Genomic DNA, 10,917 nt, shown 5'->3' with positions numbered 1-10,917 from the left:
AGGCGTCTCACCCTAGCCTGAAACGACTGTAGAAATCGAAAACTAAAATTAGAAATCAAAAATCGGCAGCCCCAAGCTGCAGAAGAGCAACAGTGGCGCCTTCCTATTGGGGAGACTGATCCGCAAACCCACGTGGTCAAACGTATCTCTCCGCAACGTAGCAGGCTCACCACCGTTGCCCTCAACAACTTTCCCTCGCCATCCCCCCTGGTTTATGGGATGAGCCAACTGGCTAGCCGGCGTCGCCCTTTTAGAGGGATCCCAAGCCAAGGGTTTAGCTGAGCGCGTTGATGGCGTAGTCGATGTAGGTGTTGGCTTCGGTGGCCGCTTGCCCGGTCAGGCCGTGGTTGGCTTTGATGTAGCGCAGGGCTTCGATGAACCAACTGGGGGAGAGCTCAAAAGCGGCGTTGATTTCGCGGATCCCGGCCAACTGATACTCGTCCAGAGGACCGGTGCCACCGGCTACCAAGCAGTAGGTGATGTAGCGCAGGTAGTGGCGCACGTCACGGGCGCACTTGTCCTTGCCAGCTTGGGTGTGGCACTGCCCACCGGGTTGGGTGGTGTAGGGGAACTTGGCGTAAACGGCTTCGGTGGCACCGCGCACCAGCTCGTCGGCACGGCTGCTCAGAACTCGAGCGGCTTCCATGCTGGCGGCAGCCCGCTGAAAACGGCCATTGATGGCCTGCAATTCGCTGTTGCTCAGGTAGCGCCCTTGGCTGTCGGCAGTGGCGATGGCGTCAACAATTGGGGTTTGCATGATTCAAAACGCTCCTTTACTTAACTCAAGCTCAATGCAAAAAACAAAGCAAAAGATTCAAAGTCTCAACTGCAAAATCGCTGCAAAACAGGTTACTTTTCCAGGGATCCCCTGCCAACCCGAGTTGTCTTAGATCCCAGAGAGGTCTTCACAACTGGATCCGGACACAACAGAAACTTCAGTCCACAAGGGATCAAACCACAGCGGCAGCAGCGCGATCGAAGTAGGATTCGATTTCGGCAATCAGAGCGCTGCAGTCCCCCCGGGTGATGCCGTTGGGGTCGTTTACCACCGCCACCGCAGCCTTTTTCATCTTTTGGATGCCGTTGGCCACCGAGCTACCGGGGGTGCCCAAGGCTTGATAGGTTTCCCGCAGGCCGTTCAAGCAGCGCTCGTTCAGCACACTGGCATCTCCGGCTGCCACGGCGTAGGTGATGTAGCGGAGAATAATGTCCATGTCCCGCATACAGGCAGCCACATTGCGGCTGGGGTAGGCAGGCCCACCAGGAGCGTTCAAATTGGGCTCCTCGGCAAACAACTGACGGATGGCATCGGTCACGATCTTGGAGGCATTGCTGGTGAGGCGGTTCACAGCATCCAAACGCTTGTTCCCCTCAGCAATTACCTGCTGGAGAGCGGCAAACTCGTTCTCTCCCAAAAAAGCGCCTTTGGAGTCAGCTTGGGCAACAACTTTGCCAAATACATCGTTCATGGTTTTGAATCTCCCTAGCGAAAGTAAAAGAGGTTATGAATCCACATTCCCTGCAGCGGACAAGAGAGCACCTGCCGGCCAGGAATGCAACACTGCTTGGATCCCCAGTGCCGAGAGGTGCTGTTTAACTCACAGAACCGCCGACGGGATCAAAGCCGATAGAACCAAGATGAGCAAGCGAAGCTCGCCCCCAGAGCCAGGCCACCATCTACGGGATCGGACTTGGACAAGAAGCCTCAGCCGCTGCTGGCAACCTCAACTGGCAGACGAGGAGAAGCTGGCTCGCCTTGTTTCCAGTCTTTTTCTACCGCGAAGGCAAGAAGCGATGAAATCAAAAAATGTAAATCGGCTTTACCTCGCGCAAAAGGTCTTAGATCGGTTTCCAACCTGCTTCCCATCTCGGATCCCAGGCTGTTCTCCCTGTCCTTCGCGGGAGTAGTTTTTTACAAAAGAGAATGTTTCTTTGCCTAGCTTTACAACATGAACAAAGATGTCAGCCCCGATCGCGGCTTTGCAGCTTGCAAGGGATCCATTTTCAGTATCGGAGCGAACATTCTCATAAAGGATACATAATTTAACACTTGCTGCAATCCTCGGTCGGGCCTGAGGTTGGGGCAAAATCTGAGAAGGTTCCCCTTGCTCTCCGGAGATTTTCGGTACATACCTTTAGGTACATACCTTTACAGAATTCTCGATGCCCGCTTATGTCTATTGAGTCGGATCGCACTCCTTCCCCGGAGCTGCTGCAGATGGCGCGCTGGTTGGCAGGAGACTTCAGCAACCAAGAGCAAGCCTGGGAAAATCCACCGTTTTTCGCCCAAATCCGAGTGGCCTATCGCCCCTTGCCGGCCCACGTTTTGGGCGGGATCGGCTTTTATGTGGAGCAAGCCTACAGCGGCCATTTGGAGGATCCCTATCGGCAGGCGGTGGTGGAGTTGACTCAGGCGGGCGATGGGATCCTGATTCGCAACTACCGCCCTCTGGAGCCGCAGCGGTGGCGGGGCTGTGCTCGGGAGAGGGCAGACCAACTGAGTCAACTGCAGGCTGCCGACCTAGCCTATCTAGAGGGGTGTGATGTGCAGGTGAAGAGGCAGGGATCCCTCTTCATCGGCGCGACGGAGCCGGGGTGCCGGTGTTGCGTGGTGCGCAACGGCCAAGCCACCTATTTGCAGACCACCTTGCACCTGAGCGAGAGCGAGTTTTGCAGCCATGACCGAGGGATGGATCCCATCACCCACCGACAGGTTTGGGGAGCCCTGGCAGGCGCTTTTCGCTTCCAAAAAGTGGTCGATTGGCAGGCGGAGCTAATGCTGTAGGCTGCAGCCCATCCAGCCCCACAACTCCACAGTTGACAGCGCTATTGCGCACTCTCCCTCAGCCAGCTTTGTGTACACTGTCCTTGGCCGGGATCCAAATCCCCCAGGTTTGAGCGTGCTGTTTACCGGTTGCAACCGGGCTAGGCTCCTTTTAATTCAGTGTGGGTATTCAATGCAGGCGAGGTCGGGCCCAAAGGATGAGCCACGGTCTGGGTGGGCTTGGCACAGCCCTTGGGGAATGGCAATCGCCCTAGTTGGGATCTTGGCCTTGCTGCTGCTCGGTGCCGGATGTTCTGGCCAGGGGGAATCTGCAGCTTCCCCCCCTGCGTTGATCCCTCTCCCGCCTCAACCGGGAACCGAGTCGATTCCCATGCCGGTGCGTACCCTGGGCAACAGCCGCTTCAAGCTCCTGGGCCTGACAGTGGGGGTGGCCGGGAGCGGAGCTGAGGTGTTACTGGATACCGGCTCGGCAGGTTTGCGCATCATAGCGACAGCAGCAGGTCGCTTTGGCCTGGAGCGGACGGGGATCCCTTCCACCGTGACGTTTGGAGATGGCACGCAATTTATCGGCGTGTTGGCCCGCGCCCCCTTCAGCATAGGAGGGATCCCCAGTCGGGAGCCGGTAACGATTCAGTTGATCGACCGGATCACCTGTGTGGACGCCCTGGTGGCCAGTTGTTCAGAGAACTTGTTTGGAGAAGGGCGGCCCTTCGCCGGGATCCTAGGCACATCCTTGGATGAGCGCAGCCCCAACCGGGAGCTGTTTAGCCCGCTCACCCGCCTTCCGGGCAATTTCCGCTCTGGGTACATTATTCAAACGGGGGGCTTCAACTCCACCCAGGGCCTGTTCACGGTTGGCCTAACGGCTGCCAACACCGTCGGCTTCAATTTCCGGCAGTTTCCCCAGGTGGGAAGCTTTCCCGACGGCACCCCCATCTGGCGGGATGAGGCTTTACAAGTGGCCTACAGCATCAGCAACACTTCTATTCAAAATGCTCTCAGCCCCACCGTTTTTGACAGTGGTTCTTCCGACATTTTTCTCAACGTCAGGCTGTTGGGGGCAGCTCCCTTCTCCACCTCGACCTTACCCCCTGGGGCAGAGTGGCGAGCGGTATTGGCGGGAGCTTTCGAGTATCGCATTCGAGTTGGCTTTCCCATTACGCCCAGTCGAGATCGGATTTTCGTCAACGGCAACCAGGGGGTGCAACTGTTGGGCATGCCGCTGTTTTTCAATATCGACGTTGCCTTCGATGTTGAGGGCGGGCGGATCGGCTTTCGCGTGCGTTGAGACAAAGTTGTTTTGAACCATCCCAAACGTTAACGTTGGGTTCAATTGCGGAGAAAAACTTGCCATGTTCGGTCGAGCCTTGAAAACCGGGAACAGCACGCCGCGCAGATGGCCTTGGGTTTGGGGACTGCTGTTGTTGTGTTGGTTGGGGCTAGGTGGGCCAGGGTGGGCCGTGAGCTTAGGGGATCCCTTGCCGGAGTGGGCTGAGTCTGTGCAGGTGGGACGACAGCGGCTGCGCGGGGTGGAGCAATACCGCGGCCAGGAACAAATCCGCGCCTATGGCAACGAAGCAGGACGGGTGTTTTGGATTCAAATCAACAGCAGCGCTGACTTGCCCCCGGATTACCGAGACTATTTGGGCGAATACCAACAATTTCTGGTAGAAGCTGTAGAAGTGGTGCCGTTGCGAGCCCGACGGCTGCGCTTCCGCCAGGGAAATCGCAGCGCCGAGTGGCAGGTGGTGGGCATGAGCGGTCGGTTTCAGGCGGAGGCGATCAGCAGAGATTTGGCTCCGCCAGGGTTGTTTGGAGATCCCTCGTGAAGAGCAGGAGAATTAGAGCTTATCCTAGAGATCCTAGAGAGAAACTTGAAACTAGAGTCTGCCAATGAATTTACTCCAGAAGAAAGTTGAGGTTACTCTTAATCGCTTCTTCGTTAAGAGGCTAACTCAGGAGGATCTCACCTTCTACGGATACCATTGCAAGCCAAACCCTCTCCCCGCTCCGGGGGAAGAGCACAAAGCCCTCGCAAGGGTTTGTAATCAGCTGGGTGTAGTGGCTGTTCCTCTAGAGGGCTGCATTATAGCCCGGGAAAAGGTTGACCCCGATAAACTTAAGACAAAGGACGGGGAACTAGAGGAAATTGGACAGAGAGTTCTAAACTGCACCAATGTCCAAGAAAAAGATGCCCTCGAAAGCTTTGAGCGTAGGAGGCTACGGCTGTGTCTCAAATCTTTGTACTCTGGGAAAACCGAAGTTGAAACATCAGGAGGCAGCTTACTTTGGTGGAAGAAGGAAGAAGTTGATTGTGGAAAGGGTTGGAAAATCCACGAAGGAAGAAGAATAGATGTTGTTGTCAACCAGGACAGTGAGCTGTACATAGAGATAGATGTTCAGTACCATTTCTACACGCCATGGACCTTGCATGAGTGGCTTGAGAACTATCCAGATGTCCCGATCCAGTGGGTCCAGAATACATACGATAAACGCCAGACTTGGGAATATCTGGGTATCCTTTCCAAACAGTCGCCGTGGGAGATTCAATTGCCAGAGCTGAACATGAGTCTAGCGGAGTATCATTTGCAGAAGCACAGTGCACCTAGAGAGGAAGTGGAAAGCTCCTGGGTAGTCGAAGTATCTTCAGGTCGAGGGTGTTTTCCCCATCTGTCTCGAAGGCTATCGCCTGTCTTAACTTTGGAGATGATGGCCAGCATAGAAGATGCTAGAAATCCTGGTAAAAAAGTCAGTGCTTCGGTCATCGAGCATTCTAGAAAAAGTTTAGAATATAGACTTCAAGGGTCTAAAAAAGTTGCAGAGACTATCATAAGAAGAATCTACAAATCTCCCATTGCTCAAGAGAGAATTCAGCCTCTGAAAATAGAGGGCTATATCCTGCCAAGGCCAAGACTACTGGGTCGCAACAATCAAGCAATCGAGAACCCAGCCAGAGTTAGGTACCAAGGATGTGCAAGAGTTGGCGAGACAAAGTTTGGACTTCTAAATCTTGACGATAATAAACGTGAGTATCCTACTGAGGTTCGCAAGTGCCTACTTGAAGTAGCTAAAAAGAGCGGAGCAAGAGTTGAAATAGACTTTTACGCAACCCGTCAAGATTTGCCTGAAGGCGACCTTGCTCAACAGAGGTTTTGGCAAAGCTGGGCCGACAAAGGGATCAAAACCGTTCTGGTTGTCATGCCCTTGTCGCCTAATGAGCACAAGCAAAAGATCCGCTTGCAAGCACTTCGAGCAGGAATAGCAACTCAGTTTATGATTCCTGGAGCTGACCCCTACAAAGCTCTAAATGTCGTACTAGGACTTCTGTGTAAAGCTGCGTGGCAACCCGTGTTGCTTGAACCCCTCGATCATCCTGAGTGCTCCGAGCTTACCATTGGTTTTGATGTGGGGACGAATCGAGAGCTTTACTACGGAACCTCTGCCTTCGCGGTACTGGCCAATGGTCAAAGCTTAGGCTGGGAGTTGCCCGATATACAAAGAGGAGAAACTTTTTCCGGCGAGGCAATTTATCAAACCGTGTCCAAGCTCGTCAATAGATTCTACAACAAATTTCATCGATACCCTAGAAAGGTTCTTTTGATGAGGGATGGCTTAGTTCAAAGAGGCGAATTTGATAAAACAATTGAGGAACTAAGAAAAGAAAAGATTGCTGTGGATATTGTTGGAGTGCGCAAAAGTGGCACAGTCAGAATGGGAAGAGAGGAAAAAGTAAGCTATAGAGACGCTGCAATGGGCACTGTCATTTTTGACCATGAACGAAGGTCATTTATGCTCGTAACAAGCCAGCCCATTAAGAAGTCCTCGGTGCCAATTGGCAGCGCAAGACCGCTGCGAGTTGTCCATGAACACGGCAACACTCCTTTGGAAGTTCTGGCTATACAAACTTACCATCTCTCCCAGCTTCATCCCGCCAGTGGTTTTCAAGCCTGTAGGCTTCCTTGGGTATTGCACTTTGCCGACAAAAGCAGTAAAGAGTTCCAGCGCATTGGCAACAGCATTTTTAGTGTGCTGCAGAACATAAACCGAGAGAAGTTGATTGCCGTCTAGCCAAGGGAGGGGATCCCCACCTGCCGGCCTTGCTAGGATTGGGGGGGTGGTTGGTGTTGCGGCTATGGAGATGAATGAGGTCTGGAAGACCTTTCTGAGCAATCCTGTTCCGTTCTGTGGCGGTTTTCTCAGCGGCCTGCTGCGTTTGGATGTGAAGCAGGATCCCTTGCGCAGTTGGCTGGAGTCCCAGGGGCTGAGGGTGGAGGAGCCCCCGCCTTCGGGTCGCTCCGACGGCCCCCAATCCATTTCCATTGAATAGGCGTACTCAATCGGCGGGCAGAGAGTAGGGATCCCTTCCGAACGCTTTCTCTCAGGTGTGGGAAGCGCTCTGATCCGGGCACAAGCAGCGACAAGAAGGGCAGCAAGAGCGGTGTTGCGAGGTGAGCTGATGTTCCCTGAACCCTCCCAATTTAGGAAGCGGCAGGGATCCCTTCGAGGCTGGGGCTATCTCGGCGGGGTGGTGTTCCTGGCAACGGGACTGGTCGGTCTGCCGTCAGGGGATCCAGCCGTGGCCCAATCGGCTCCCTCTTCTCTTGCCAGCCCTAAGCAGGATCCCCAAGCTTGGCTGGAGCGCTACAACGCCGCTCTAGAGCAATTGCCCCCTTTGCCCAACTTGCAATATCGCCAGCAGGTGCGGGTGGAGGGATCCCAAACCTTCACAGCCACGTTGGATGTGCTCTACCGCCGCGACGGCAGTTGGCAGGCTTGGGTAGCCGAAGGGGATCGCATCCGCCTCTTGGATTCGCGCCAATTGGAAGTGGTGAACCAGTCGGATCTGCTGCAGCTGTACTCGGTGTATGTGAGCCGACCGGAAGCCCTCTTGCCCTCGGTGAGCTTTTACTTGAAGGCGGATCCCAGCCGCTACCGCGTCCTCTCCTCAGAACGGGTGGATTTGGCTGGATCCCCTGTCCAGCACTTGCGCCTAGAGCCCATTCAGGAAGGCCAGTTGCGGGAGCTGTGGCTGGATCCGCAGTCGGGGCTGCCGCGGCAGGTGTTGCTGTTTTTGTCGGGGGTGTGGGGGCAGGCCTATGTCCTGATGGGGTTTACGGCGGTGCCAGCTCCCGAGGGAGGGGAGCGCTACTGGCTGCCGGAGAGCACCCGCATCAATTTGGGCTATGGCTTTTGGACCCTGGAGGGCCTGAACCGCCGCGTGTTCAGGGGATCCCTGTCCATCCAGCATGACTACCAGGACTACCGCATTTTGCCAGAAGGGACGCAGTTGCGCTTTTTGCCTTCGCAGCCGCCGGTGGATGCGCCGCCGGTGGTAGCCGGCCTGCCGGGGAGCGCTCCTCAAGCGGAGTTGGGAGATGTGCGGGCCTTGGGAGTGGATGAGCAGGGCAACCAGCAGTTCAGCATTGGCCTGGGCCAGCGCTCCAGCCCGGACAATTCCTTGGAAGACCGAATCGTTGCTTTCAACCTAACCCGACCCACCAGCCGCAACGCCCTGACCCAAATCGATACTTTAGCTCTTTTGCCTCTGGGGAATGGCCAGTTGCCCATCTATCTCTTCCAATTCGACACCGGTCGCCCCCTCTCGCCCCTGCAGGGGGTAGAGCGCCCGCAGGTGGATCCCAACGAGGTCTTCGCTCCTAAGCCGCCAGCCATCAAACTCTTTGGAGATTAGCTCCCCAATGCTGATAGATGCTGCCTATGGGGTGATCCCCATCCTGCCCCACCCACCCGCCCAGGAAGCTCCCAGACTGGGCTCTTCTCATTTGTATCTGCTCATCCAGCACCAGAAGGGGCATTGGGCTTTCCCAAAAGGGCACAAGGATAGCTCCGAAAGCGACCTGGAGGCGGCGCAGCGAGAATTGCGAGAGGAAACCGGCTTGACCGACTACCAGCTCCTGACCCTGCCCGGCCAGTCTGACCCTTTGACGCTGCAGGAAGCCTACACCTTTACGGATCCAGAGGGGAACCGAGTGGCCAAAACCGTTACCTACTACGTGGCCTTGCTGCCGCCCCAATTTCCTCCCCCTGAGCTACAGGTGCAACCAGAGGAGGTGGCCGCCTACCGCTGGTGCTCCTACCCCGAAGCCTTGGAGCAGATCAGTTTTGAAGAGAGTCGGCAACTGCTGCGCCGCTGCCAGGCTTATCTGCAAGAGCTGTGGGGAGGTCAGTCCACTGGAGTCTGACCTAGGGCAGGCCCGGCCCATCCGACTTGGCCAATACCTGGGAAACGCCCTCACTCGGCAGCCTGCGCCGCCTGACATCCTCCCAGTTGCAGCCCTCCCCAGCCGCTATGCAGCTCAGGCCCGCCAACGGGGTATTGTGCAGTGGATCCCGCCAGCCGAAGGCCAGCTCCCCCTGTTGGTGTTCGACCCTCATCTCTGGCCTGCCTGTTCTTGAGAAGGGAGAGGGGGCAGTTGCAGTTCTGGATTCTCCACGCGGGTTAGCTCCCAGCGAAAGGGCTCCCCACCCCGTCGCTGCCAATTCAATTGGAAGGGTTGCTCCAAGGCGTTCACCTGATCCCGCGTCAGGTTGGCCAAGGGGCCGCCGGAGCCCTCGATCACAAACCAGAGGGTGGCCCGTCCTTGGCGACTGGGATCCCCTGGGCCGAGCTGCACCTGCAGCGCTTGGGGTTGGAGGCGCAAGCGAAAAAATTGGCCGAAGATCTCGCGGCTGTAGGCCAGCGCCCGCTGCTTATCCAGGCCCCAACCATCGCTATAGGCCTCAGAGACCAGCATCTCCACCTGATCCCAGTTGCGCTGCTCCACCGCCCGCAGCAATCTCTCCGTGTGGACGCGGATTTGTCGCTCAGGCCGCCCGTATTGCCAAAAGGCTCCCACCCCGATAGCCAAGACGACGGATCCCACCACCCCCCAGCGCAGCCAGGGGGGAAGGGGTGAAGAGGGGGAATGGAGAGAGGCAGACAAGGGATCCCTCTTGGGCAGTAGGGGGATTGCTCCCTCTAGCCTACGGGATCCACATGTGAGAAGATCAAAGTCCCATCCCCAAATCTGTGCAGCCTTTGCCAGGCACAGCACGCCCCCGAAGTTTAGCCAACCGGTCATGACCAAGTCCACCGACCGCCTGCTGCTGGAGTTTGAGCAGCCTGTTGCCGCCCTGGAGCAACGAATTCAAGAAATTCGGGCCTTGGCAGAAGAAAACGACATCGATGCCTCTGAGCAGATTCGCCAATTGGAAGCCAAAGCCGAAGAGCTGCGCCGCGAGATCTTCAGCCAGCTCACGCCAGTAGAACGGCTCCAAGTGGCCCGTCACCCCCGCCGCCCCACCACCCTGGATTACGTACAGACCATCTGTGACGACTGGTTTGAGCTACACGGGGATCGCCACGGCCAGGACGATCCAGCCATTGTGGGCGGGTTGGCCAAGCTAGGGGAGCAGCCGGTGATGATCCTGGGCCACCAAAAGGGTCGCGACACCAAAGACAACATCCACCGCAACTTTGGGATGCCCAATCCCGCCGGCTACCGCAAAGCCATGCGGCTAATGGAACATGCCCACCGCTTCGGCCTGCCCCTGCTCACCTTCATCGACACGCCGGGGGCTTACCCAGGCGTCAAGGCGGAAGCTGAGGGCCAAGGAGAGGCCATTGCCACCAACCTGCAGACCCTTTTCCGGCTGGAGATCCCCATCATCTGCACCGTCATCGGCGAAGGGGGATCCGGCGGAGCATTGGCCATTGGGGTGGGCAACCGCATCCTGATGTTCGAGCACGCCGTCTACTCCGTGATCTCGCCGGAAGGCTGCGCGGCTATTCTCTGGAAGGATGCCAAGAAGGCTCCCCAAGCGGCGGCAGCCCTGCGCATTACCGCCCAAGACCTGCTGCAACTGGAGGTGATCGACGAGATCCTGCCGGAGCCGGTTGGCGGCGCCCACCGCGCGCCCTTGGAAGCTGCTCAAACCCTCAAAGAGGCTCTTCTCAGGCATCTCAGGGAACTTTCTAGCCTGAGCGGGCGAGAATTGCGCGAGGAGCGCTACCAAAAGTTTCGCCGCATGGGAGCGTTTCTGGAGCTTTCTGAATAGACTTATGCATCCCTGATTTATAGTCGTTTCAGATTAGGGTGAGACACCTGGGCCATTGATCGCGCCAGCGGGAC

Annotated in this window: 12 protein-coding genes; 8 read left to right on the top strand and 4 right to left on the bottom strand. The window is 56.6% G+C overall.

The annotated features are described in order from the left end of the window. Positions 1-274: 274 nt before the first annotated feature. Positions 275-757: a phycocyanin subunit alpha gene (locus NW818_RS05995; protein ID WP_011434281.1), complete on the bottom strand. Its 483-nt coding sequence runs from the start codon at positions 755-757 to the stop codon at positions 275-277. Positions 758-950: 193 nt separating this feature from the next. After that, positions 951-1,469 (bottom strand): phycocyanin subunit beta, encoded by a 519-nt coding sequence (locus NW818_RS05990; RefSeq protein WP_011434282.1) that lies wholly within the window; start codon positions 1,467-1,469, stop codon positions 951-953. 704 nt (positions 1,470-2,173) lie between these two features. Between NW818_RS05990 and NW818_RS05985 the strand changes: the two genes are divergently transcribed. The 7 genes from NW818_RS05985 (at position 2,174) to NW818_RS05955 (ending at position 8,988) form a co-directional block, all read left to right on the top strand. After that, a complete protein-coding gene (locus tag NW818_RS05985) occupies positions 2,174-2,785 on the top strand; it encodes a chromophore lyase CpcT/CpeT (protein WP_414424078.1) in 612 nt (203 codons plus the stop codon). Positions 2,786-3,053: 268 nt separating this feature from the next. Then, the gene (locus NW818_RS05980; RefSeq protein WP_414424077.1) at positions 3,054-4,073 is read left to right on the top strand and encodes a hypothetical protein; all 1,020 of its coding nucleotides are present in this window, start codon (positions 3,054-3,056) and stop codon (positions 4,071-4,073) included. A gap of 64 nt (positions 4,074-4,137) precedes the next feature. Next, positions 4,138-4,614, top strand: coding sequence for a hypothetical protein (locus tag NW818_RS05975; protein ID WP_414374281.1), 477 nt, complete (start codon positions 4,138-4,140; stop codon positions 4,612-4,614). Positions 4,615-4,678: 64 nt separating this feature from the next. Beyond that, entirely contained in the window at positions 4,679-6,853 is a 2,175-nt protein-coding gene (locus NW818_RS05970) for an argonaute PAZ domain-containing protein (protein ID WP_414424076.1), read from the top strand. A gap of 46 nt (positions 6,854-6,899) precedes the next feature. Continuing rightward, entirely contained in the window at positions 6,900-7,112 is a 213-nt protein-coding gene (locus tag NW818_RS05965) for a hypothetical protein (RefSeq protein ID WP_238376814.1), read from the top strand. A gap of 129 nt (positions 7,113-7,241) precedes the next feature. After that, positions 7,242-8,477 (top strand): hypothetical protein, encoded by a 1,236-nt coding sequence (locus tag NW818_RS05960; RefSeq protein ID WP_414424075.1) that lies wholly within the window; start codon positions 7,242-7,244, stop codon positions 8,475-8,477. A gap of 7 nt (positions 8,478-8,484) precedes the next feature. Beyond that, the gene (locus NW818_RS05955) at positions 8,485-8,988 is read left to right on the top strand and encodes a bis(5'-nucleosyl)-tetraphosphatase (protein ID WP_414383232.1); all 504 of its coding nucleotides are present in this window, start codon (positions 8,485-8,487) and stop codon (positions 8,986-8,988) included. 1 nt (position 8,989) lies between these two features. On the opposite strand, the gene NW818_RS05950 is transcribed toward NW818_RS05955, so the two are convergent. Next, entirely contained in the window at positions 8,990-9,181 is a 192-nt protein-coding gene (locus NW818_RS05950; RefSeq protein WP_414390461.1) for a hypothetical protein, read from the bottom strand. Next, positions 9,178-9,729, bottom strand: coding sequence for a hypothetical protein (locus NW818_RS05945; protein WP_414424074.1), 552 nt, complete (start codon positions 9,727-9,729; stop codon positions 9,178-9,180). The genes NW818_RS05950 and NW818_RS05945 overlap by 4 nt, the downstream gene beginning before the upstream one ends. Positions 9,730-9,865: 136 nt before the next feature. Here NW818_RS05945 and NW818_RS05940 point away from each other — a divergent pair, with 136 nt between their 5' ends. Next, positions 9,866-10,843, top strand: coding sequence for an acetyl-CoA carboxylase carboxyltransferase subunit alpha (locus NW818_RS05940; protein WP_414424073.1), 978 nt, complete (start codon positions 9,866-9,868; stop codon positions 10,841-10,843). The last annotated feature ends 74 nt before the right edge of the window (positions 10,844-10,917 follow it).

The organism is Synechococcus sp. R6-5 (assembly GCF_047461775.1).
In the GTDB taxonomy this organism is placed as follows: Bacteria; Cyanobacteriota; Cyanobacteriia; order Thermostichales; family Thermostichaceae; genus Thermostichus.
Note: the sequence above shows the minus strand (reverse complement) of the source record. Positions and strands in the feature narration are given on the sequence as shown.

What these genes read in the sequence shown, in the direction of transcription:
- NW818_RS05970 (WP_414424076.1), top strand. Translation starts at nt 4,679, where the DNA reads ATGAATTTACTCCAGAAGAAAGTTGAGGTTACTCTTAATCGCTTCTTC.
- NW818_RS05950 (WP_414390461.1), bottom strand. Translation starts at nt 9,181, where the DNA reads ATGAGGGTCGAACACCAACAGGGGGAGCTGGCCTTCGGCTGGCGGGAT.
- NW818_RS05990 (WP_011434282.1), bottom strand. Translation starts at nt 1,469, where the DNA reads ATGAACGATGTATTTGGCAAAGTTGTTGCCCAAGCTGACTCCAAAGGC.
- NW818_RS05940 (WP_414424073.1), top strand. Translation starts at nt 9,866, where the DNA reads ATGACCAAGTCCACCGACCGCCTGCTGCTGGAGTTTGAGCAGCCTGTT.
- NW818_RS05955 (WP_414383232.1), top strand. Translation starts at nt 8,485, where the DNA reads ATGCTGATAGATGCTGCCTATGGGGTGATCCCCATCCTGCCCCACCCA.
- NW818_RS05975 (WP_414374281.1), top strand. Translation starts at nt 4,138, where the DNA reads ATGTTCGGTCGAGCCTTGAAAACCGGGAACAGCACGCCGCGCAGATGG.
- NW818_RS05995 (WP_011434281.1), bottom strand. Translation starts at nt 757, where the DNA reads ATGCAAACCCCAATTGTTGACGCCATCGCCACTGCCGACAGCCAAGGG.
- NW818_RS05985 (WP_414424078.1), top strand. Translation starts at nt 2,174, where the DNA reads ATGTCTATTGAGTCGGATCGCACTCCTTCCCCGGAGCTGCTGCAGATG.
- NW818_RS05960 (WP_414424075.1), top strand. Translation starts at nt 7,242, where the DNA reads ATGTTCCCTGAACCCTCCCAATTTAGGAAGCGGCAGGGATCCCTTCGA.